Raw genomic sequence first — 23333 nt, 5'->3', positions numbered from 1 at the left:
TTTTTATTCTACCTAGTAGATTGTTTAAATAGAGAAAGGAAGTGCGTACATTGAGTCTAAAGCAATTATCCAAAGAAGAATTGCGTCAAACAGCATTTATCGAGCTTGCCCACGCCATCTTGAAAGAAAGAAAGCAGGCCCTTGGTTTCCAGGAAATCCTTGATGAAATCACTAGTCTGACAGGTGCGTCAAAAGAAGAAGTGAAATCAAGACTTGCCCAGTTCTATACGGACCTCAACATCGACGGTCAGTTCCTGGCCCTTGGTGATAATCGTTGGGGACTCAGGGAATGGTATCCAGTCGATCAAATCGAGGAAGAAACCGTTCCTACGATGAAATCATCTGCCAAAAAGAAAAAAGCGAAGAAAACCGATGAAGACGATCTTGATCTGGACGAATTCGATGATCTTGAAGATGAAGACCTTGATTTCGACGACCTTGATGATACAGAAGAAGACGATCTTACAGACGATGACGATCTAGATGAAGAAGATGCGGACGACGTGGAAGATCTGGACGAAGAAGAAGAAGATCTGGATATCGATGAGTTTGATGAAGATGATGCAGATGAAGAAGATCTCGAAGAAGACGAGGAAGAGGAGAACAAGTAATCTCTCCATCCCATGTCCTGAATTCTATGCTTGACTTCTTCCTTTGAGGAAGGTAGTATTTTATTTGGGCTCCTCAAAAGAGGACTGATCGAGTATATCAACGCTCCCCTTACGATTTGTAAGCGGGGCGTTTTTTATTTTTTTCCGGGAATGATCCCGGAAGATGGGCGTATCGGGGCGGATTTCGCCTCACCCCTTATAATCTCATGTATAACGAAAAAAAGAGGCTGTCTTTTTAACGATGATGCCATGGAATAATTCAAAGAATGGACTTCCCGTACTTTGAACATGATAAACCCATGGCGTGCGTACATAAGAGACACCCTCTACTTTTTTTGAACAAACTATATTCTTGAAGGGGGACATATACATGACTAAGTATATTTTCGTAACAGGCGGCGTAGTGTCGTCACTAGGGAAAGGGATCACAGCAGCGTCCCTTGGCAGATTGTTGAAAAATCGTGGCATCAGCGTCACGATCCAAAAATTCGATCCATACATCAACGTGGATCCGGGAACGATGAGCCCGTATCAGCACGGGGAAGTATTCGTAACCGATGATGGCGCCGAGACGGACCTTGACCTTGGTCACTATGAGCGCTTCGTCGACATCAACCTGACAAAATACAGCTCTGTGACAACAGGTAAAATCTACTCTACGGTTCTGAAAAAAGAGCGTCGAGGCGATTATCTTGGGGGGACGGTTCAAGTCATCCCTCACATCACGAATGAAATCAAAGAGCGCGTATACCGTGCCGGCCGTGAAACGAACTCCGATGTCGTCATCACGGAAATCGGCGGAACGGTTGGGGATATCGAATCCCTTCCATTCCTTGAAGCCATCCGTCAAATCAAGAGTGATGTGGGTCGCGACAACGTCATGTACATCCACTGTACGCTTGTTCCTTACATCAAAGCAGCGGGTGAAATGAAAACAAAACCGACGCAACACAGCGTGAAAGAACTTCGCAGCCTGGGAATCCAGCCGAATGTCATCGTTGTCCGTGCAGAAATGCCGATGACTCAAGACATGAAGGACAAGATCGCCCTGTTCTGTGACATCGACAAGCATGCGGTCATCGAAGCAACAGATGCCGACACCCTATACTCCATCCCGCTATCCCTACAGGAGCAAAAGCTCGATGAACTCACGTGTCAGCACCTTAAGCTTGAATGCCATGAGCCTGATATGACCGAATGGACAGAGCTCGTTGAACGCGTCCGCAACCTATCGCGCAAAACGACGATCGCCCTTGTCGGTAAATATGTAGAGCTTCAAGATGCGTACATTTCCGTTGTGGAAGCACTCCGCCATGCCGGGTACCATTTCGACAGCGACATCCAAGTGAAATGGTTGAACTCAGAGCTCATCAATAAAGAGAACGTTCAAGAACAACTGGCTGATGCCGATGGGATCCTTGTCCCTGGCGGATTCGGCGACCGCGGTGTCGAAGGGAAGATCGTGGCAACCCAGTATGCACGTGAGAACAAGGTTCCGTTCCTTGGAATCTGCCTCGGCATGCAGCTTGCTTCCGTAGAATATGCACGTAACGTCCTTGGACTGGAAGGCGCACATTCTGCAGAATTGAATCCTGATACACCGCATCCGATCATCGACCTTCTGCCTGAGCAAAAGGATATCGAAGACCTTGGTGGGACACTCCGCCTCGGACTTTACCCTTGTAAGCTGACTGAAGGCTCAAAAGCCTATGCAGCCTATGATGGAGAAGTGGTGTATGAGCGCCATCGCCACCGTTTCGAATTCAACAATCACTACCGTGAGCAAATGGAGAAAGCAGGATTTGTCTTCTCAGGAACAAGCCCGGATGGACGCCTTGTGGAAGTCATCGAGCTTAGCGACCACCCATGGTTCGTCGCTTCCCAGTTCCACCCGGAATTCACATCCCGCCCGACACGCCCGCAGCCTCTCTTCAGAGATTTCATCGAAGCGACGCTTGCTTACGGAGAAAACTGATCACGATCATGAACGCCGCCGGCTTATGCCGGCGGTTTTTTTGTGAATTGACACGTTTAAAAGGATCACATCTTCTTTTGCTTTGGAAGAGAAGGGTGGTGGGGAAGGGATGGAGTAGGGGCAGGGGGAAGTTGGTAATAAGGGTCGGAAGTCGATTATAAAAGTTGGTAGTTGATCATAAAGCTTCCAAGTTGAAAATAACCCGTCAAAGTTGTCAGTAGATTTCGATAAAAAAGCAGAAGTTGGTAATAAAAAGTTGAAAGTCGGTAGAAAATAAAGTTAGTCTTAAAAGTGGACACAAGGAATTGAAAATCCATACAATTTACTTACCTTCTAAAAAGGACGTGTTCACATGGTTAAACATTATTCAAGTGAGTACAAAGAATATGTAGCGAAGATGGTTGTGGAGGATGGCCGAAAAGCTACAGATCTTGCTTTTGAACTTGATCTTCATTATTCCTCTGTTAACCGATGGGTTAACCAATATAGGCAAAAAATCGATGCTGCCAACGCACCTAAGGAGTACATTACGTCCTCTGAATTGGAAGCTCTAAAAAAACAGCACGAAAAACAAATGAAGGAGCTTCAAGAGGAGAACGAAATCCTAAAAAAGGCCATGCACATCTTCTCCAAAAGGCACATGTGAAATATCAGTTCATTCAATCTCATTCGGATGAACACAAGGTGGTGAAGATGTGCCAGGTTCTCAATGTCTCAACCAGTGGTTATTATAAGTGGCTAAACCGTCAAAACGAAACGAACACCGAAAGGCAACGCCTAAAAAACGAAGTGAAACAAAAGATAGCGCAATCCTTCCATGAAAGTTTTGGGACATACGGGAGTCCCAGGGTTCATCAGGATTTGATTGAGTGGGGATACTCTATTTCACAAAAGACTGTGGCCCGATATATGCAAGATATGGATCTTCGAGCCATCCCATTAAGAAAGTATGTCGTGACCACTGATTCGGACCATGACCTGAAGGTCTATCCTAACTTACTTAAGAGGAATTTCACGGCCCCTACACCAGATACGATATGGGTGGCGGATATCACCTATATTCGGACGATCGAAGGGTGGCTTTATCTTGCCTCCATTATGGACCTATTTTCACGAAAGATTGTCGGCTGGAGTTTCGGGACGTCCATGAAGACAATCCTTATTTTACGTGCACTCGAAATGGCAAGCACAACCAGAAATCCGGATGGAAATCTTATTCACCACTCAGATCGTGGCACTCAATATTGTTCAAATGACTATGTGCAGGTACTGAAGCAACATGGTTTTCAGCTCAGTATGAGCCGAAAAGGAGATCCGTATGACAATGCCTGTATTGAATCTTTTCATGCGACACTTAAAAAGGAATGGATCTACCGTACCAAGTTCAAGACCCTCGCAGAGGCGGAAAAATCAGTTCAATACTATATTTCAAACCAGTACAATGAGAGACGAAAACATTCTGCATTAGGCTACCAATCCCCTAACCAATTTGAGCGAAACCATAACCATGAACTTCTGCTTTAAATTCCAACTTATACTCGTTTGGCGTGAAAAAGAATCAATCCTCCAGTTGGATTGATGGTTTTTCATGCCCCACCAAACGTAGTGCGGTAGGGCTTTTAGATAAAGTTATTTGCATTTTTCACTGTCTATTTTATTGACAGAAGTCCAAAAAACTCCAGAAGTTGAAAATAAAAATGAAAAAGTCGGTAATAAATGGGTTGGTGGAGAGGTAAAAGGGATGGGAATGGTGAAAAATGATTGGATTTTCTACAAATTAAGGGATGAAAGAGCCCGATCATAGCCCCGCTACACCCATTTTTGATCCATTCGGCAAAAATCGCCCCTCCTTTTCTTGAAATAACCCATCGTTCACTCCATCCAACGTGCCGCACCGCTCACCATAGAATAGCTGAATGCTAACTTAGAAAACCCCGTGGACCATCTAACCACCCTTTCAGTGGTTTATTCATACGTAATAGTCACCACAGAGTGGACGGAAGCGAAAGTGTCTCGACTGCCTCCCCGTGGAAATCAAGTCCCTGCAGCGAAAGGGAACGCCCCCCGTTCCTGTTCATTGCTTTTTGAAGGAGAGAACGATTAGGCTTTAAACTTATAGAATTCCAAAAAGAATATTGACAATATTCACTCACCTCGTTAAGATATCCAATATGTAGTCAAAATTTCATAGTTTTCTCTTATAAAGAGTTGGCAGAGGGACTGGCCCGATGATGCCCGGCAACCTACCGTATACACGGAAAGGTGCTAAGACCTGCAGGATGTGATTCCTGAGTGATAAGAGTGCGTTCATCCGTACATACACCTCTTTTCCTCAGGAAAAGAGGTTTTTATTTTTGTAGAGAAAAAATGAGGCGGGAAGATCCCGGAAGGAGAAGAGAGAATGAAAAAGGTTTTATCAGTACTCTTATTTGCGACACTACTCATCACACTGGCTGCCTGTCAGCCGAACGTATCGTCAGAATCCAAAGGGGAAGAAAAGCAGGGGACGTCCGAGCACCCGCTGGCAGGGAAGAAGATTGCCTTGATCATGCAGATCAACCTGGGGACGTTCTCGGCCCAGTATATTGAAGGAGTAAAAGAGCAGGTGAAGAAATTCGGCGGGGAAGTACAGGTATTCACTTCTGAAGGGGACTTGGCCAAAATGTCTTCGAATCTGGATGCGGCCATCAACCAGAAGTTTGATGGGATCCTCATTGACCACGGCACGAAGGAGGCGTTGCAATCAGGAGTGGAAAAAGCAAAAGAGGCCAAGATCCCGGTCGTCGTGTTTGATGCCGATGTGGAATCGGATGGTGTGACCGTCCTTGAACAGGGGGATCAGCAGATGGCGGAACAGACCCTTTCCAAACTCTCTGATGAGCTTGGAGGCAAGGGGAATATCGTGAAAATCTGGGTGGCAGGATTCGCTCCGATGGAAAGGCGTCAAGTCGCGTATCAGGAGTTCCTGAAAGAGAACCGGGATATCAAAGAAGTGGCTGCATTCGGAGCGGCGACCAATAACACGGCCCTGGATACCCAGGCACAGATGGAAGCGATCCTGAAGCAGTATCCGAAAGGAGAAATCGATGCGGTATGGGCCGCGTGGGATGAATTCGCCAAAGGGGCCGTCCGTGCCATCGAAGCGGCAGGGAGAAACGAGATCAAGGTGTACGGAATCGATATGAGCGACGAAGATCTCCAGATCATCCAGAAAGAAGGAAGCCCATGGGTGGCGTCCGCAGCAGTGGACCCGAAGGATATCGGCCGCGTGCAGGTCCGCTTCCTTTACCAAAAGCTTGACGGGGAGGAAACGCCTCAAACGGTGAAGCTTGAACCGGTCTTCGTCGAGAAAGAGCAGCTTCCGGAAGAAACGATCACCACCGATCAATTGAGTGAGCATATCGACGGCTGGGGGGCGAGCGAACAAGGGTATTCCGACGAGTTGAAGAAGCTCGAGGCATCATTTGAATCGTAAAGGAGTGGACGATGTGTCTGCTGTAGTGGAAATGGTGAAGATGAACAAAGCGTTTGCCGGGGTGCAGGCACTGAAGGAGGCTTCTTTTGAAGTAAGGGCAGGAGAAGTGCATGCGCTCTTGGGGGCAAACGGTGCAGGGAAAAGTACCCTGATGAAAATCCTGTCCGGCGCGTATGAGCAGGATGAAGGGGAGATCCGCCTGAACGGGGAGAAGGTGACATGCCGCACGCCTAAGGAAGCAAAGGACCATGGGATCCACTGTGTGTATCAGGAAGTCGACACGGCGCTCATAGCCGGGTTGAGTGCCATGGAAAATATCCTGTTGGACGATTTTTCCCCGGGAGGATCCTTCTTCATCCGGAAGAAAGCGATGGAGAAAAAGGCGGGGGAAGGGTTGAAGCAGATCAAGCATGAATCGATCCCTTTGCAGGAACCGGTGGGCAGGCTCAGTCTTGCGGATAAACAGATGATTTTATTGACGAGGTGCCTCCTGAGGGATGCCAAGGTCCTGATATTGGATGAGCCCACTGCCCCCCTCAGCTCTACGGAAACAGAAAAACTGTTCCGTGTCATTGAAGAGTTGAAGGCGTCTGGCGTTGCCATCATTTTCATTTCCCACCGGCTGCCGGAAGTCTTCCAGATCTCCGACCGCATCACGGTCATGAAGGACGGTGGCACGGTGGGAACGTACGAAACGCAGGAAGTCACTCCGAGGGCCATCGTCGAAGCGATGATCGGGGGGACATACAAAGAGGAGTTCAACCGGAATCAGTCGGTGACCGGTGACGTATTATTCGAGGCAAGTGGTGTCTCGGATGGTGCGTTGCTGAAGGATATATCGCTCACCGTACGTGAAGGGGAGATCGTAGGCGTGGCCGGGCTTGTCGGCGCAGGCAAGACCGAACTTGCCAAGTCGCTCTTCGGGGCCGTGCCGGCCAAAGGCCGATTCAAGCTGAAGGGAAAAGAGATCGGCCACTCCAGCCCTGTGGATGCGGTCCGTAACGGTCTTGCGCTGGTGCCGGAAGAACGGAGGAAGGAGGGCTTGTTCGTCCATGAGTCCATCCGGAAGAATCTGAGCTTCCCGGCTTTACGATCCATTTCAAAGAACCTATGGATCAATAAGGAAAAGGAAAGGGAGATGTCACGGGAAGTCATTGCATCCCTTGGCATCAAGGCGTCCAGTGACAGCCTGCATGCCCACTATTTGAGCGGGGGTAATCAACAAAAGGTGGCCATCGGGAAGTGGCTCACCATGGATGCATCCCTGTTATTGTTCGATGAGCCCACCAAAGGGGTGGACGTTGGGGCAAAAAAAGAGATTTTCCACTTGATCCAGTCCCTTGCGGAAAAAGGGAAGGGGATCCTGTACTTCTCCTGTGAACTGCAGGAGATCATGGCAATTTCTGATCGCATCCTGGTCATGTACGACGGGGAGGTCGTGAAGGAATTGACTAGGGAAGAAGCAACCCAGGAGACGATTTTGTACTACGCTTCAGGAGGGAAGGACACACGTGAAGACGCTCGACTATTTGTTTAAATACGGGGCCATCGCCATGATGGTCATCATATTGGTTTTTTTCAGTTTGTATAATCCGGTGTTTTTCACATATGGAAACATCTCGGATATCCTCAGGTCGATTTCCATTGTTACCCTGGTTGCAATTGGAGTGACCTTTACGCTGGCCGTCGACGGGTTCGACTTGTCCGTCGGTTCCACGGTTTCTCTGTCAACCGTCATTACCGCCTCCCTGATGGTATGGTATGAGGCGCCTCTCTGGCTGGTCATCCTCCTGCCGATTGCCGTAGGGGCTCTTGTCGGTCTATTCAACTCCCTTCTCATCGTGAAGATCGGGATTCCCGACCTCCTGGCGACCCTCGGGGCAATGTACATCATTTCCGGGCTTCACCGGACCTATACAGAAGGCTATTCGATCTACAGTCACATGCCCATGTCGAAAGGCGGAACGGCCCCGGGAGAGTTCTCGGATGCCTTCCTCTTCATCGGCCAGGGGAAATGGCTCGGGCTCCCGGTACCGGTCTGGATCATGCTCGTCCTCGTTGCGATCGTGTACGCCATCCTTCATTTCACCAGATGGGGGAGGGTCCTTTATATGACTGGCGGGAATGTGGAAGCATCGAGGCTGTCGGGGATCCCTGTCAAACGGGTGAAGGTGTTGGCCTATGTCGCATCGGGCGTGTTCGCCTCGATCGGAGGCGTCCTGTTCACTGCCAGGGTCGGTTCCGGTCAGATCGATGCCGGGGCTCCGCTTCTGATGGAAGCCGTTGCCGCGGTCTTCGTAGGGTTCTCGGTCCTCGGTGCCGGGAAGCCGAATGTGCTGGGCACCTTCTTCGGGGCAGCCCTCATCGGCGTCCTCCTCAATGGACTCACCATGATGAATCTTCCTTACTATGCGTTTGAGATCATCAAGGGGAGCGTCCTTGTGCTTGCGCTCGCGGTCACCTACATCCACGCAAGGAAACTTCGGAGTGCATAAAAAATCGTCCCGCCATCATCAGGCGGGACGATTTCATTCTTCATATTCTGATAGAATCTCTTTGATCAGGAACGATAGAGCGAAATAAATATAGAGGGCAGCCATGCTTGAAGGGAAGCTGACCCTTTCCCCGATTTCTTCCCCGGGAAGGAGCCCTTTGATGACTTTCGTATCAACGTGGAAGTCACAGATCTCCTCGAGGCTTCCATCTCCGGGCACCATACCGGAAATCCCTACGGACGGGATGCCTTTTTCTGCGAGACCGCGGGCGAAGGTCACGGCTTCTTCATCAGTGGAAAGCCTGGTGACAATGAGGACGCGGTCGGCTTCCGTCAGCTCGACGTCTTCGTGATACCTTGCAGCTGAAGGCAGGGGCTCCGCACCGGAAATGGCCTCTGCGGCCACGCCTTCCATTTCACCGAATGCCTGTATATAGATCGTGCCCTCTCCTATGGCAGCCTGGGCCAGTAGACGGGAAGAGTCTTCGATTTCGAATTCCTGCTTGCCGGAAATTCGCTGAAAGAGACCGGTCAGCTGTGTCGTGAACATCTTGATCATAATATGTGGATTCTCCTTATTTTCGAGTAATGGACTATACGTCATTATAAATGGGACGTGTGGAGAAGTAAAATGTTGTGGAAGAGAAGGATATTCCCCTTTGGCAGAGAATTACTTATAATAAAAGTTGGGCATCAGTGAAGGAGCGTTTTTACATACCGACACCATAAACGGAGGGGATAGGGCTTTATGAACGAGAAAATACTTATCGTGGACGATCAATTTGGTATCAGGATTCTATTGAATGAGGTACTTCAAAAGGAAGGATATCAAACATTCCAGGCTGCGAACGGGATACAGGCACTGGAAATTGTCGATCAGCATTCCCCCGACCTTGTCCTCCTTGATATGAAAATACCTGGAATGGATGGAATCGAAATCCTTAAACGGATGAAGCAAAAGGACGATGGGATCAGGGTCATCATCATGACCGCCTATGGTGAGCTTGATATGATCCAAGAGGCGAAAGACCTTGGGGCTCTAACACATTTCGCGAAGCCGTTTGATATCGACGACATCCGACGGGCCGTCAAACAGTACATCCCTGCCTAAAATTTGTTAGAAAAATAAAAATAGTAGTATTTTTAGCATTTCGTCTTCTCTGTTGGTAAAATCTATTCTGTTTTGGTATGATACAAGTGAAATTGTAAACAATGTCACGTGGTGCTATAACTAACACCGCCATCTCCAGATAGGATGGTATACTGACGGATAAAAGGAGGAAACAGTCATGCCTTTAGTGTCTATGAAAGACATGCTTATTCAAGCAAAAGAAAAAAACTATGCAGTTGGTCAGTTCAACCTGAACAACCTTGAGTTCACTCAAGCGATCCTGCAAGCTGCAGAAGAAGAGAAATCACCTGTCATTCTAGGTGTTTCTGAAGGTGCGGCACGTTACATGAGCGGATTCAAAACAGTCGTGAAGATTGTTGAAGGTCTTATGGAAGACTTGAACATCACTGTACCTGTTGCGATCCACTTGGACCACGGTTCAAGCTTCGATAAATGTAAAGAAGCGATCGACGCTGGCTTCACATCTGTTATGATCGATGCTTCACACGGTCCTTTCGAAGAAAATATCGAAATCACTTCTAAAGTGGTAGAATATGCTCACGCAAAAGGTGTTTCTGTTGAAGCTGAACTTGGAACAGTGGGCGGTCAAGAAGATGACGTTATCGCTGATGGCGTAATCTATGCTGACCCTAAAGAGTGTCAAGAACTAGTAGAACGTACTGGTATCGACACACTTGCTCCAGCTCTTGGTTCTGTTCACGGTCCTTACAAAGGTGAACCAAACCTAGGCTTCAAAGAAATGGAAGAAATCGGAGCAGCTACTGGTGTTCCTCTAGTTCTTCACGGTGGTACTGGTATCCCGACAAAAGACATCCAAAAAGCGATCTCTTTCGGAACTGCCAAAATCAACGTGAACACTGAAAACCAAATCGCTTCAGCTAAGAAAGTACGCGAAGTACTTGCTGCTGATTCTGAAGTATACGATCCACGTAAATACCTCGGACCTGCTCGCGAAGCAATCAAAGCGACAGTCATCGGTAAAATGCGTGAATTCGGTTCTTCTAACCAAGCGTAATCAATAAGGTCAAAAGTAGGAAAAGCGTGCCGTCAGGTTAGTCTTTTCCCTTTTGTGGTACGTATAGAATGTAGATGGATGGGACTGGCACCAGTGGAAACGACTGGTCCAGTCCTTTCCGTTCATTTAAATTGATTGAAAATTTTGTCGAAACCTGGGGGAGAGGGAAATGAAATTTTTTATTGATACTGCGAACATGGACGAAATCAGAGAAGCGTACAACTGGGGGATCGTGTCTGGTGTGACAACGAATCCATCTTTGGTGGCAAAGGAAAAAGGGGTAACCTTTGAAGAGCGCCTCAAGGAAATCACAGAGCTCGTACCGGGATCTGTCAGTGCAGAAGTCATTGCGACGGATGCCGAAGGAATGATCAAGGAAGGGTTGGAACTGGCCAAGATCGCTCCGAATATCACAATCAAATTGCCGATGACCCCAGATGGGTTAACGGCGGCATCTACTTTTGCTAAAGAAGGAATCAAGACCAATGTGACGTTAATCTTCAGTGCGAACCAAGCACTCCTGGCCGCCCGTGCAGGTGCTACCTACGTTTCGCCTTTTTTAGGAAGACTAGATGATATCGGGCATGACGGTCTTGAACTGGTATCGAAGATTGCTGAAATCTTCGCCATCCACGGTCTTGAAACAGAAATCATAGCGGCATCTACCCGCCATCCGCAACATATTACGGAAGCGGCGCTCCGGGGGGCACATATCGCCACTGTCCCTCTTAAAGTGCTCAAGCAGCTGTTCCATCATCCACTGACGGATAAAGGAATCGAAGCGTTCCTGGCAGACTGGAACAACCGCTAACTCTGCGTTATAGTAAAGAGTGGAATTTTTTCGAGCAAATCATACATGATTTGACGAAAGATGTATACACTAGTAGACAATACTTCTTAGACGGTTCGCTTATGGAAAATTAATCCTTTTGGCTGGCGGGCTGAAACCTGTGCAGCAAGGAAGGGAGTTTAACTATGGAAAAGCTTAAAATTGCAGGCGGCTATCCGCTTGAGGGGACGATCAAGGTGAGCGGTGCCAAAAACAGCGCCGTCGCCCTGATCCCGGCTACCATTCTGGCCGATTCCCCTGTGACGATTGAAGGGCTTCCGGATATTTCGGATGTACGGACGCTTAAGGACCTACTCGAGGAAATCGGGGGCACGGTCAGCCTCGGGGAAGATGGTGAAATGAATGTCGATCCATCTAGCATGGTGTCCATGCCTCTTCCGAGCGGAAAAGTGAAAAAGCTTCGCGCTTCCTACTATTTGATGGGAGCCATGCTCGGGCGCTTCAAAAAAGCCGTCATCGGTCTGCCTGGGGGATGCCACCTTGGACCCCGTCCCATCGACCAGCATATCAAAGGCTTTGAAGCCCTGGGAGCCGAAGTGACGAATGAGCAGGGAGCGATCTATCTCCGTGCGGATGAACTCAGGGGTGCCAGGATCTACCTTGATGTGGTGAGCGTAGGGGCTACGATCAACATCATGCTGGCAGCCGTGCGGGCAAAAGGCCGTACGGTCATCGAGAACGCTGCCAAAGAACCGGAAATCATCGATGTGGCTACGCTTCTATCGAATATGGGAGCGAAGATCAAAGGGGCGGGTACCGATGTGATCCGGATCGATGGAGTCGATGAACTTCACGGCTGCCGCCACACGATCATCCCTGATCGCATCGAGGCCGGAACCTTCATGATCCTGGCTGCTGCCGTCGGTAAAGGCGTATTGGTCGATAATGTGATTCCCCTCCATATGGAATCCGTCATCGCCAAGCTCAGGGAAATGGGTGTACCCGTCGAGACGAACGATGATCAAATCTTCATCGGCAGGGCGGACAAGCTGAAAGCCGTCGACGTGAAAACCCTCGTGTACCCTGGTTTTCCGACAGACCTCCAGCAGCCGTTCACGACCCTCTTGAACAGGGCGGAAGGTTCAGCCGTCGTGACGGATACAATCTATTCTGCGCGTTTCAAGCATATTGATGAGCTTAGGAGAATGAATGCAACGATCAAAGTCGAGGGGCGTTCTGCCATCGTCAACGGACCGGTACAACTGCAGGGAGCCAAGGTGAAGGCAAGTGACCTTCGCGCAGGTGCTGCTCTTGTCATTGCCGGACTCATGGCTGAAGGTGTCACGGAAGTCACGGGCTTGGAACATATCGACCGCGGCTACAGCGACCTCGTCGAAAAGCTCGAAGGATTGGGAGCCACCATCTGGAGAGAGAAGATGACCGAGGAAGAATTGGAACAATTAAAATCGTAAAAACAATTATTTCAGAAAAATGACTCTCGCTCCCGTTTGAATGTGATACAATAAATCTGTCATTAGGTTATACAATTTAAGCTGTTTCGCTTCATATGCGGAAGGCTCACATAAACGGGAATGGGAGGCTTTTATTCATGGAGAGAAGTTTATCGATGGAACTTGTACGGGTGACGGAAGGCGCCGCGCTTGCATCTGCTCGCTGGATGGGACGCGGTAAGAAGGATGAAGCAGACGACGCTGCGACATCTGCCATGAGGGATGTATTCGATACGGTACCGATGAAAGGGACGGTCGTCATCGGGGAAGGCGAGATGGACGAAGCGCCTATGCTCTATATCGGGGAAAAGCTCGGGACAGGCTATGGTCCACGCGTGGATGTAGCCGTCGATCCCTTGGAAGGGACCAATATCGTCGCTTCCGGTGGCTGGAACGCACTTGCCGTCCTAGCTGTAGCCGATGATGGCAATCTGTTGAATGCTCCTGATATGTATATGGACAAAATTGCCGTCGGACCTGAAGCCGTTGGACAGATCGATATCAATGCATCCATCCTCGACAACCTGAAGGCTGTTGCCAAGGCAAAGAACAAGGACATCGAGGATGTAGTGGCAACGGTCCTGAACCGTGAACGCCATCAGCATATCATCCAGCAGCTCAGGGATGTCGGATGCCGGATCAAGCTCATCAATGATGGGGATGTCGCAGGTGCCATGAACACGGCCTTTGATCATACGGGTGTGGACATCCTCTTCGGATCTGGTGGTGCGCCTGAAGGGGTGCTCGCTGCTGTCGCATTGAAGTGCCTTGGTGGAGAAATCCAAGGGAAGCTCCTTCCACAGAATGATGCCGAGCTTCAACGGTGCATCGGAATGGGCCTCGACGTCGACAAGATCCTTCGAATGGAGGATCTCGTGTGCGGGGATGATGCCATCTTTGCTGCTACAGGTGTCACCGATGGAGAGCTCCTGAAAGGCGTTCAGCTGAAAGGCGCTTACGGGTTGACCCACTCGGTCGTCATGCGTGCCAAATCCGGAACCGTACGATTCATCGATGGAAGGCACAGCCTTCAAAAGAAACCGAATCTCGTCATGAAATAAGTCTCATACAGAATGAAGGGCAGAAATGGTTCTGCCCTTCATTACTTCTGTTGCCGCATGCCCTTTCTTCACTATATCCTTCCTTCATTTCCCCTGTACGGATCGTCCATCCGGCCAAAACGATATCTTGCGCAATTGGACGAGTATGGGTACAATGAGTAAGGTTTTTACTTCAGCTAGAACTCATTTTAACTGCTTCATTCATCATTTCTTCAGTCATTTCCTCAAAACCTATGCCCTTTAGAAGGACAAATTAATAAAGCGTGGTGTCATTATGGAAGAATTAACGATTTCCAGCTTGGAAAATATGAAGCTGAAAGAGCTTTATGAGCTGGCCAAACAATACAAAGTCTCATATTATAGTAAATTAACGAAAAAAGAGCTTATTTTTGCCATCCTGAAAGTAAGGGCGGAACAGGAAGGCTTCTTCTTCATGGAAGGAGTGCTCGAGATCATCCAGTCGGAAGGCTTCGGATTCCTTCGACCGATCAATTATTCACCGAGCTCGGAGGATATCTATATCTCTGCTTCACAGATCAGACGCTTTGATCTGAGGAATGGGGACAAGGTATCAGGGAAAGTGCGCCCTCCAAAAGAGAACGAGCGGTATTTCGGACTGCTCCAAGTGGAGATGGTCAACGGGGAAGAACCGAATGCAGCGAAAGAACGCGTCCACTTCCCGGGGCTGACGCCTTTATATCCTGATCGTCAAATCAAACTTGAAACCACACCGAATAAAATTTCGACGCGGATCATGGATTTGATGGCGCCTGTCGGTTTTGGTCAGCGTGGATTGGTTGTTGCCCCGCCTAAAGCGGGTAAAACGATGCTCATCAAGGAGATCGCCAATTCCATCACCACCAATCATCCGGAAGCGGAGCTGATCATCCTCCTCATCGACGAACGACCTGAGGAAGTGACAGACATCGAGCGTTCCGTTGAAGCGGAAGTAGTAAGCTCGACCTTCGATGAAGTGCCTGAGAATCACATCAAAGTGGCAGAGCTTGTCCTTGAGCGTGCGATGCGCCTCGTGGAGCATAAGCGCGATGTCATCATCCTGATGGACAGCATCACCCGACTGGCACGTGCGTATAACCTCGTCATTCCCCCAAGCGGACGTACGCTCTCGGGCGGGATCGACCCGGCAGCATTCCACCGTCCGAAGCGCTTCTTCGGTGCAGCGCGGAATATCGAAGAAGGGGGAAGCCTCACCGTTCTTGCCACGGCTCTTGTTGACACAGGATCACGTATGGATGATGTCATCTATGAAGAGTTCAAAGGAACCGGCAACATGGAGCTTCACCTTGACCGTTCACTCGCTGAACGACGCATCTTCCCGGCCATTGACATCCGCCGTTCAGGTACGCGTAAGGAAGAACTCCTTATTCAGCCTGATCACTTGGATAAGCTGTGGGCCATCCGTAAAGCCATGTCGGATCAGCCTGATTTTGCCGAGAAACTTATGCGTAAAATCAAACAAACGAAGACGAATGAAGAGTTCTTCAACGTCCTGGCAGATGAAGCGAAAAAAAGATAACAGGGTTGCAAGATAGGGACGACCTTGTTATAATATAATCAATGTGTTTTGAATAACTGGATGTGGTAAGGGGCTGGCTTTTAATCAGGCTTATGCTCATATCACATATTTATCTTCGTTAATAAATTACTCTGTTTCAGATGATTCAGGGCGGAAGGAGATGAACGTAATGAAACAAGGAATTCATCCAAAGTACAACACCATCACTGTGAAATGTGCATGCGGTAACGAATTTGAAACTGGTTCAGTAGCAGAAGAAATGCGCGTTGAGGTTTGTTCTGAATGCCATCCATTCTACACTGGCCGTCAGAAATTCGCGGATGCTGGTGGACGTGTTGACCGTTTCAACAAAAAATACGGTCTTAAATCTAACCAATAATGAAATAGAGGGGCACCGTCCCTTCTATTCCAGAACAGGCAAGGATGTTCATGCTTGCCTGTTTTTTATTAGCCCATTTTACGATTTCGGGCTGATTACCAGGACAAAAGTCGGGCATGGAGCGTTTCGTGCCTCTTTTTTTCTGGAAAAATCACCTGAATGATTCGTTTACATATAGGCATGCTTAACATAAGGATGAAACAGGGAAAGGAGCGACGCTTTCGTGTATGTCATGAAACAGACCGGTTGGGTTGAAGTCATTTGCGGCAGTATGTTTTCGGGTAAATCGGAAGAGCTGATCCGCCGAGTCAGAAGGACTCAATTTGCCAAACAGGAAATTGCCGTCTACAAACCAAAGTTGGATAACCGCTATAGTGAGGAGTCCGTGGTGTCCCATAATGGAACATCTGTGATTGCCAAAGCCATGGAGAATGCAAGCAGCATCTTGGAAGATCTGAATCCGAAGGTGGACGTGGTCGCCATCGACGAAGTGCAGTTCTTTGACGATGCCATCGTAGGAGTAGCCCAGAAGCTTGCAAACAGCGGATATCGGGTTATCCTGGCAGGGCTGGATCAAGATTTCCGTGGAGAGCCATTCGGCCCGATGCCGGAGCTCCTGTCCATCGCCGAGCAAGTGACGAAGCTGCAAGCAGTCTGTGCCGTATGCGGATCGCCGGCAAGCAGGACACAGCGCCTCATCAACGGCGAACCTGCATGCTATGATGATCCCATCATCCTTGTCGGCGCATCGGAAGCTTACGAGCCGAGATGCCGCCATCATCATGAAGTCCCAACAGGGGTCAGTGTGACTCCGGATATGCTCAAAAACTGACCGTCTCTTTTCGAGGCGGTTTTTTTATGCTCATATTTTTCCATGCTTCTTGTGTCTGTATACCTCCCGATGAAAGGGAAAACCTAACCATCAGGAGGTGTTGGAAGATGAAGTACATCATCTTTTGCTTATGCAGCGGGCTCGTGCTCATCACGGCGGGTTGTGGCGTGAATCATGAATCGGGCTTCGGGACGAATGAAGATCAAAACGGTACGCGATTCGTGAACAACCATAAGAACGGTCTGAAGCAATCCGACCGGAATGTACAGGACATGTCGAATGGAAATCCAAATTTCCCTAATCTGTCCAGCCAGCCGGGCGCCACGTCATCATCCATGGGTCAGTATGTCGATAAGGCCCGGCAAGTCGTGGCGGATGAATCATCCTTTGAACCGGATGAAGTGTGGATCAACGGAGACCAGATGTGGGTCACGGCTCACACCCGGAAGCAGATGGGCCATGTCGAAATCGACAAAAACGAAGCCATGCTCAAAGAAGAGCTTGAGAGGGCCCTGCCCCGTTTTCATATGAACGTCAAGATCACGGAACAATAGCATTTTTCGACAAGCAGGAGCAGGTTCTGCTTGTCTTCTTCCCGTTGTGAACCATCTTGTGTTTACCTAATCGGTATAATATAATTAGACTGTTATGGACTAAAATTGAGGTGAATAGCTGTGTATGATCGTTTACAAGCAGTGGAAGATCGCTATGACAAATTGAACGAATTGCTGAGTGATCCGGAAATTGTGAATGACCCTAAGAAGCTAAGAGAATATTCAAAAGAACAATCTGATATCCAGGCAACAGTGGAAGCTTATCGTGAATATAAAGAACTGAATCAACAGTACAAGGACGCCAAAGCCATGCTCGACGACAAGCTGGACGCCGATATGCGCGAAATGGTGAAGGAAGAAGTGTCGGAACTCGAGGAGCAGATCACCGCACTTGAAGAGCGCCTTAAGATCCTCCTCATCCCTAAAGACCCGAATGATGACAAGAACGTTATCATGGAGGTAAGGGGCGCAGCCGGCGGAGATGAAGCCGCTCTATTTGCAGGTGACCTTTACCGCATGTACAGTCGTTTTGCGGAAAGCCAGGGCTGGAAGATCGAAGTGATGGAAGCGAACTCCACCGGTGTTGGCGGATACAAGGAGATCATCTTCATGATTAACGGGAATGGCGCTTATTCCAAAATGAAGTATGAGAACGGTGCCCACCGTGTGCAGCGTGTGCCGGAAACGGAATCCGGAGGCAGGATCCATACGTCCACGGCTACTGTCGCATGCCTGCCGGAAGCAGAAGAGGTCGAAGTCGATATCCATGATAAAGATATCCGCGTCGATACATTCGCATCCAGCGGACCCGGAGGACAGAGTGTCAACACGACCATGTCTGCCGTGCGCCTGACTCACTTGCCGACCGGTGTCGTTGTATCATGTCAGGATGAAAAGTCCCAGATCAAAAACAAGGAAAAGGCCATGAAGGTCCTGCGTGCCCGTGTCTATGATAAATTCCAGCGCGAAGCACAGGCTGAATATGATGCCACCCGTAAGTCCGCAGTCGGTACGGGGGACCGCTCGGAACGAATCCGTACGTACAACTTCCCTCAAAACCGCGTCACCGACCACCGCATCGGATTGACGATTCAGAAGCTTGATCAGATCCTGGAAGGGAAGATGGATGATGTCATCGATGCACTCATCATTGAAGACCAATCCAAGCTTCTTGAACGGATGGAAGAAGTCTGATGCCGTCGGTATTCGAAGCCCTGAGATGGGCTTCTTCTTTTTTAAAGGAGCAGGGGCGGGATGAGAATGCGGGTGAGCTCTATCTCCGTCATCTATTGAATTGGTCGCGGGCAAGGCTTTTCGCCGAGCAGAAAACGGTCTTGGAGGATTCTCTCTGGGAAGAGTTCCGGAGCGGCATCGATGCCCATGTGTCCGGGATACCGATTCAGCACTTGATCGGAAGCGAAGAATTTTATGGACGTACCTTCACGGTGAACCGCCACGTGCTGATCCCGCGACCTGAGACCGAAGAACTTGTGTATTACAGTCTTGAGCGGATGAAAAGGCTGTTCAACGGCTCCCATACCATCCAAGCCGCCGATATCGGGACGGGGAGCGGCGCCATCGCGATTTCCCTTGCTCTTGAGTACGTTGGAGATGTGAACGTAAGGGCCGTGGATGTTTCAGCGGATGCCCTCGGGGTGGCAAAAGGAAATGCAGAACGCCTGGAGGCAGATGTGACCTTCTATCATGGTGACCTGCTTCAGCCGTTGGTGGAAGAAGGTGTCTCCCTCGACGTGTTGCTTTCGAACCCCCCGTATATCCCCCTTTCGGACCGTGAAACGTTGTCGGAGGTGGTAGTGGATCATGAACCGTCTCTGGCCCTTTTTGGTGGAGAAGATGGATATGACCTGTATCGCCGGTTCATGGAAGGGCTGCCCCGCATCATGAACGAACGATTCCTCATCGGCTTCGAGGTCGGTGCAGGACAAGGAGAGACAGTGGCGGAAATGCTCACCCAAGCATTCCCGCGATCGTCCGTCGAAGTGGTCATGGATATCAACGGAAAGGACCGGATGGTCTTCTGTGAGCAAGCATAGCAAGCGTCCCTGTCTTCTAAGAAGGCAGGGGCGCTTTTGTTTTAGCCAGAACATAGATTGATAGAATGACAGGATCTGACCTGAGAATAAAAAAGGAGAAAAAAATCATTTTACTAGTTTAAGATGTCCCCACCTTGTCCACAATGTGACTAAGGGAAGGTGGAGAGAAACATGAAAACAAAACAATTGGTATTAAGCTACTTACTCATTCTATCAGTGGGCACGATCTTGAGTTTATATATTCCGAAGCAAGAAGCCGTAACAAGCGCACAGGAAACCGTCATGATTCCGGAGGATGCGATCAGGCTCAGGATACTGGCCAACAGCGACCGGGATGAAGATCAAAACGTCAAGCGCCTCGTCCGCGATGAGGTCAACAAGGAAATCACGAGCTGGGTATCGGAGCTTGAGGATAAGGAAGAAGCCAAGCACGTCATAAAGGAAGGACTGCCGCAATTGAAGGAAATTGCCCAGGACGTGTTGAAAGAAGAAGGGGTAACCCAGGATGTAGCCATCGAATTCGGTAAAGTCGATTTTCCGACCAAGCTTTACGGTCAGTTCCTCTATCCGGCTGGGGAATACGAAGCGGTCCTGATCACCCTGGGAAAAGGAGAAGGAGCCAACTGGTGGTGCGTCCTGTATCCGCCCCTATGCTTCCTTGATTTCTCTACTGGGAATGCCGTCAGCAGCCAGGGATTCGAAACGAAAGTCGAAGCGAGCGGCAAGGAGGTCACCACAGCGGATGACCGTGTGATGGAAGAACCGGAAGTGAAACAAGACGCTGCGCCGAAAGCGGACGTTCAAGAAGAGGACACCCTTGCCGAGGATCCAGAGGAGGGGGCAACTCCAAAAGCGGACACAGATCCTGCTGTGGAAGAAACCGCGGTCAAAGCAGAAGAAGGAAAGCAGCCTCTGACAGAAGAAGTACAAACGGTTGAGGCACAGATGACTCCTGATTCAGAAGAAGCTCAGAAGCAGCCGGTATTTGCCGAAGAGGAAGAGGAAGAAGTCGAAGTACGCTTCTTCATCGTCGATATGGTCAAAGGATTATTTCAATAAGCTTGAAGGGAGCCGAGCGGGCTCTCTTTTTTTGTTCTACTTTCTCTAGCTACTCATACACTTACAGTAAGGATGATAGAAAAGGGAGGACAATCATTATGTCGAAGACCATTCGTCAGGCTGTGATCGCCGACGCACTGCCGATCATTGCCTTTTTAAAGCAGGCGGACTTAAGCACGGAAGGTGTATACGGAAGCATCGACCGCTTCCTTGTCGTAGAGAATGAAGAAGGAGACATCATCGGGACATTGGGAATCGAGACCCGGGGGAAAGTGGGGCTCCTGCGTTCCCTCGTCGTCACACCATCATTCAGCACCGAAGAGTTATTTGCCCTTTTCCAGGAAAGCTTGAAGCTTGCGAAAGAAAAGGAAATCGAAAGACTCTATCTCATTACGAACCGGCAGGCTTCCCTGCGATTCTTCCACCTTCTCGGATTCAGTGAAAGTTCTTTCGTTGATGATTTAGCGGGATTCGTCCACGCGCAGAAGTTATCCACTGTGGATAACTGTATGGTCATGAAGCTGGAGATGTGACATTGTTCGTTATAATGAAAATGAGCTAGAAAGGGTCAAAATGGGAACCGCTTTATTCCTGTTGGAGCGAAATCCCAACAGAAAGAGAAAACCATAATGACAAAACAATTGATGTTTTCAGAAATTATACACACTCATCCACAGGGTTATCCACAGTCGTTTCCGAATTGTACACGGATTGTGGATAGCACTTGAGAAATTCACTCTTTTCTTTTATACTTTCAAAAGAGCAATCGCAGAGAAAGCTTATTTATTAAGGGTTTATCCCCATCCAGTGAATAAGTGGCCAAGCGAATGGAAAAGGTGGATGAACACGATGATGAAAATTTGGAATGTGGAAAACGATGTGGGTAACAAAAAAAGTTATCCACAGATTGTGGATGCGGCTACCCATTTACGTAGAAATGAAACGGTGGCCTTTCCGACAGAGACCGTTTATGGCCTCGGAGCGAACGCTACCTCTGACGAAGCCGTCGAAAAGATTTTCCTGGCTAAAGGCAGGCCGTCCGATAATCCACTCATTGTCCACATTGAGAACAAACAACAGCTGACTGAACTGGTAGAGGAGATTCCGGATAAGGCTCATCTGCTCATGGATGCATATTGGCCGGGTCCCCTCACCTTGATCTTTAAAAATAAACCAGGCGTTTTCTCTCAACGTGTGACCGCCGGTTTGGATTCAGTGGGAATCAGGATGCCGGACCATCCTGTCGCCCTATCCCTCATCGAGGAAAGCGGACTTCCCATCGCTGCACCGAGTGCCAACCGGTCCGGCAGGCCGAGTCCGACAACGGCCCTTCATGTCATCGAGGATCTTGATGGAAAGATTGCAGGTGTCGTCGATGGTGGTGAAACGGGCGTCGGGGTGGAGTCGACGGTAGTGGATTGCACATCGGATATCCCTGTGGTCCTCCGCCCGGGAGGCGTCACGAGAGAGCAGCTTGAAGAAGTCGTGGGCCGGGTAGACGTGGATCCTTCACTGAAGGAAGGGAAAGGGGCGCCGAAGTCCCCTGGAATGAAGTATACCCATTATGCCCCGGATGCTCCTGTCTATCTTGTGGAGGGAACCCGGGAAGACATCCAGAAGCTTGTTGATGACAGGAAGCGGGAAGGATTGAAAGTGGGGGTCCTGACCACGGAGGAGTGTGCTTCTCTTTATGAAGCCGAGGTCATCTTGACAGCGGGATCAAGGAGCGACCTGCTCAGCGTCGCTCATCATCTGTATGACACGCTGAGAGCGTTCAACAAATATGAACTTGATATCATCTATTCCGAAGTGTTCCCGGAAGAGGGCGTCGGTCTCGCGGTCATGAACCGTCTGCAAAAAGCAGCCGGCCACCGCATTCTCCGCCCTTAAAAGAAAAGATGATCCCGGTTTGATCGAAACCCGGGTTCATCTTTTTTCACTTCTACTCATTTATGAGTTGAAACATTCTGACTAATCACGTATACTTCAAAATAACAACGTTGTTATTTTAAGGGGGATGGCATGATGACACGATTCATCAAAGCAAGTGATCAAAAAGGCTACCAGGATATCTTCGGAGAAGACTATGAACATCTCGAATTTCTTTCATTCGGAAAGCTTCAACTTGATGAAGGAGAGGAATTTTCAGGGCAGACAGGCGACTATGAGCATGCTCTTGTCATATTGACCGGTAAGGCTAGCATTGGGGCAGACGGAGAAGAATGGACAGGTCTCGGCGGTCGTTCTTCCGTGTTCGATGGCCAGGCGACGACCGTGTATGTGCCGATTCAATCTTCTTTCAGCGTGAAGGCGGAAACAGACGTCAAGATTGCCGTCTGCAAGGTGAAGGCCGAAAATAAATTCGCACCGTTCGTCGTCGGTCCGGATCAAGTCACGGTTCATAAGCGCGGTGAAAAGCAGTGGAACAGGACCGTCTATGACATTCTTGCTGACAATGCAGATGGCAAGGTGGACCGCATCGTCCTCGGGGAAACGATCAATGATGAAGGTCAGTGGTCAGGCTATCCACCTCACAAGCATGACGGGGAATTCGCTCCCGAAGAACCGAATCTCGAAGAAATCTACCATTATCAGGTTGATCCCGAACAAGGCTTCGGTGTCCAGCACCACTACACAAAAGACGGATCCATCGACACTGCCTATCCGATCCGCCACGGGGACAGCTTTGCCATTGATGTAGGCTACCATCCCGTCGGAAGCGCCGGCGGTTACAGAGTGTATTACCTATGGTTCATGGCTGGAGAAACCGGACGCAAGCTCAATCCATACGAAGACCCAGACCATAAATGGCTTCACGACAAATAAGATCCAACGGTTCTGCACCGAAATGTGC

24 protein-coding genes and 1 riboswitch are annotated in these 23333 nt (G+C 49.2%); of the genes, 23 read left to right on the top strand and 1 reads right to left on the bottom strand.

Annotation, left to right across the window (positions count from 1 at the left end):
- Positions 1 to 41 precede the first annotated feature (41 nt).
- The 8 genes from rpoE to D5E69_RS21080 all read left to right on the top strand — a co-directional run bounded on the left by rpoE (position 42) and on the right by D5E69_RS21080 (position 8556).
- Complete coding sequence (gene rpoE / locus D5E69_RS21115; RefSeq protein WP_331457949.1) at positions 42 to 611, top strand: DNA-directed RNA polymerase subunit delta; 570 nt, start codon at positions 42 to 44, stop codon at positions 609 to 611.
- A 370-nt stretch (positions 612 to 981) separates the two neighbouring features.
- Positions 982 to 2586 carry a CTP synthase gene (gene pyrG / locus D5E69_RS21110; RefSeq protein ID WP_048004827.1) on the top strand — a complete coding sequence of 535 codons (1605 nt, stop codon included), beginning with the start codon at positions 982 to 984 and terminating at the stop codon, positions 2584 to 2586.
- A gap of 352 nt (positions 2587 to 2938) precedes the next feature.
- Complete coding sequence (locus D5E69_RS21105) at positions 2939 to 3232, top strand: transposase (protein WP_048014404.1); 294 nt, start codon at positions 2939 to 2941, stop codon at positions 3230 to 3232.
- Positions 3229 to 4110 (top strand): IS3 family transposase, encoded by an 882-nt coding sequence (locus tag D5E69_RS21100; RefSeq protein WP_159130220.1) that lies wholly within the window; start codon positions 3229 to 3231, stop codon positions 4108 to 4110. Before D5E69_RS21105 ends, D5E69_RS21100 begins: the two co-directional genes overlap by 4 nt.
- Before the next feature lie 133 nt (positions 4111 to 4243).
- Positions 4244 to 4390 (top strand): hypothetical protein, encoded by a 147-nt coding sequence (locus D5E69_RS21095; protein WP_159130219.1) that lies wholly within the window; start codon positions 4244 to 4246, stop codon positions 4388 to 4390.
- Positions 4391 to 4781: 391 nt separating this feature from the next.
- A riboswitch (SAM riboswitch) is annotated at positions 4782 to 4888 on the top strand.
- A gap of 99 nt (positions 4889 to 4987) precedes the next feature.
- Positions 4988 to 6061: a sugar ABC transporter substrate-binding protein gene (locus D5E69_RS21090; protein WP_159130218.1), complete on the top strand. Its 1074-nt coding sequence runs from the start codon at positions 4988 to 4990 to the stop codon at positions 6059 to 6061.
- Positions 6062 to 6092: 31 nt separating this feature from the next.
- Positions 6093 to 7598, top strand: a complete 1506-nt coding sequence (locus D5E69_RS21085; RefSeq protein ID WP_048015316.1) for a sugar ABC transporter ATP-binding protein — start codon at positions 6093 to 6095, stop codon at positions 7596 to 7598.
- Positions 7599 to 7614: 16 nt separating this feature from the next.
- Entirely contained in the window at positions 7615 to 8556 is a 942-nt protein-coding gene (locus D5E69_RS21080; RefSeq protein ID WP_048004966.1) for an ABC transporter permease, read from the top strand.
- A 33-nt stretch (positions 8557 to 8589) separates the two neighbouring features.
- On the opposite strand, the gene D5E69_RS21075 is transcribed toward D5E69_RS21080, so the two are convergent.
- Positions 8590 to 9114, bottom strand: coding sequence for a DUF2529 domain-containing protein (locus D5E69_RS21075; protein ID WP_048004829.1), 525 nt, complete (start codon positions 9112 to 9114; stop codon positions 8590 to 8592).
- Between the two features lie 189 nt (positions 9115 to 9303).
- Here D5E69_RS21075 and D5E69_RS21070 point away from each other — a divergent pair, with 189 nt between their 5' ends.
- The 15 genes from D5E69_RS21070 (at position 9304) to iolB (ending at position 23305) form a co-directional block, all read left to right on the top strand.
- Entirely contained in the window at positions 9304 to 9666 is a 363-nt protein-coding gene (locus D5E69_RS21070) for a response regulator (protein WP_048004830.1), read from the top strand.
- Positions 9667 to 9844: 178 nt separating this feature from the next.
- A complete protein-coding gene (fdaB, locus tag D5E69_RS21065) occupies positions 9845 to 10702 on the top strand; it encodes a class IIb fructose-bisphosphate aldolase FdaB (protein ID WP_048004831.1) in 858 nt (285 codons plus the stop codon).
- 169 nt (positions 10703 to 10871) lie between these two features.
- The gene (gene fsa / locus D5E69_RS21060) at positions 10872 to 11513 is read left to right on the top strand and encodes a fructose-6-phosphate aldolase (RefSeq protein WP_048004832.1); all 642 of its coding nucleotides are present in this window, start codon (positions 10872 to 10874) and stop codon (positions 11511 to 11513) included.
- 164 nt (positions 11514 to 11677) lie between these two features.
- The gene (gene murA / locus D5E69_RS21055) at positions 11678 to 12964 is read left to right on the top strand and encodes a UDP-N-acetylglucosamine 1-carboxyvinyltransferase (protein WP_048004833.1); all 1287 of its coding nucleotides are present in this window, start codon (positions 11678 to 11680) and stop codon (positions 12962 to 12964) included.
- Between the two features lie 137 nt (positions 12965 to 13101).
- On the top strand, positions 13102 to 14064 hold the full coding sequence (gene glpX, locus D5E69_RS21050) for a class II fructose-bisphosphatase (RefSeq protein WP_048004834.1): 963 nt from the start codon (positions 13102 to 13104) through the stop codon (positions 14062 to 14064).
- Positions 14065 to 14338: 274 nt separating this feature from the next.
- Positions 14339 to 15601, top strand: coding sequence for a transcription termination factor Rho (rho, locus tag D5E69_RS21045; protein ID WP_048004835.1), 1263 nt, complete (start codon positions 14339 to 14341; stop codon positions 15599 to 15601).
- A gap of 169 nt (positions 15602 to 15770) precedes the next feature.
- Complete coding sequence (gene rpmE, locus D5E69_RS21040) at positions 15771 to 15980, top strand: 50S ribosomal protein L31 (RefSeq protein ID WP_048004836.1); 210 nt, start codon at positions 15771 to 15773, stop codon at positions 15978 to 15980.
- Positions 15981 to 16203: 223 nt separating this feature from the next.
- Complete coding sequence (locus D5E69_RS21035; protein WP_048004837.1) at positions 16204 to 16812, top strand: thymidine kinase; 609 nt, start codon at positions 16204 to 16206, stop codon at positions 16810 to 16812.
- Positions 16813 to 16919: 107 nt separating this feature from the next.
- The gene (locus D5E69_RS21030; protein WP_048004838.1) at positions 16920 to 17366 is read left to right on the top strand and encodes a hypothetical protein; all 447 of its coding nucleotides are present in this window, start codon (positions 16920 to 16922) and stop codon (positions 17364 to 17366) included.
- A gap of 120 nt (positions 17367 to 17486) precedes the next feature.
- Entirely contained in the window at positions 17487 to 18560 is a 1074-nt protein-coding gene (prfA, locus tag D5E69_RS21025) for a peptide chain release factor 1 (protein ID WP_159130217.1), read from the top strand.
- The gene (gene prmC, locus D5E69_RS21020) at positions 18560 to 19420 is read left to right on the top strand and encodes a peptide chain release factor N(5)-glutamine methyltransferase (RefSeq protein ID WP_048014156.1); all 861 of its coding nucleotides are present in this window, start codon (positions 18560 to 18562) and stop codon (positions 19418 to 19420) included. Before prfA ends, prmC begins: the two co-directional genes overlap by 1 nt.
- Before the next feature lie 171 nt (positions 19421 to 19591).
- Positions 19592 to 20479, top strand: a complete 888-nt coding sequence (gene spoIIR, locus D5E69_RS21015) for a stage II sporulation protein R (RefSeq protein ID WP_048004841.1) — start codon at positions 19592 to 19594, stop codon at positions 20477 to 20479.
- Between the two features lie 98 nt (positions 20480 to 20577).
- The gene (locus D5E69_RS21010; protein ID WP_053072106.1) at positions 20578 to 21012 is read left to right on the top strand and encodes a GNAT family N-acetyltransferase; all 435 of its coding nucleotides are present in this window, start codon (positions 20578 to 20580) and stop codon (positions 21010 to 21012) included.
- 316 nt (positions 21013 to 21328) lie between these two features.
- The gene (locus tag D5E69_RS21005; RefSeq protein WP_430757488.1) at positions 21329 to 22369 is read left to right on the top strand and encodes an L-threonylcarbamoyladenylate synthase; all 1041 of its coding nucleotides are present in this window, start codon (positions 21329 to 21331) and stop codon (positions 22367 to 22369) included.
- Between the two features lie 132 nt (positions 22370 to 22501).
- A complete protein-coding gene (gene iolB / locus D5E69_RS21000) occupies positions 22502 to 23305 on the top strand; it encodes a 5-deoxy-glucuronate isomerase (protein WP_249931530.1) in 804 nt (267 codons plus the stop codon).
- The last annotated feature ends 28 nt before the right edge of the window (positions 23306 to 23333 follow it).

The organism is Rossellomorea marisflavi, from assembly GCF_009806575.1.
Lineage (GTDB): Bacteria > Bacillota > Bacilli > Bacillales > Bacillaceae_B > Rossellomorea > Rossellomorea marisflavi_A.
The sequence above is the reverse complement of the archived record's forward strand: the minus strand, read 5'-3'. Positions and strand labels throughout refer to the sequence as shown.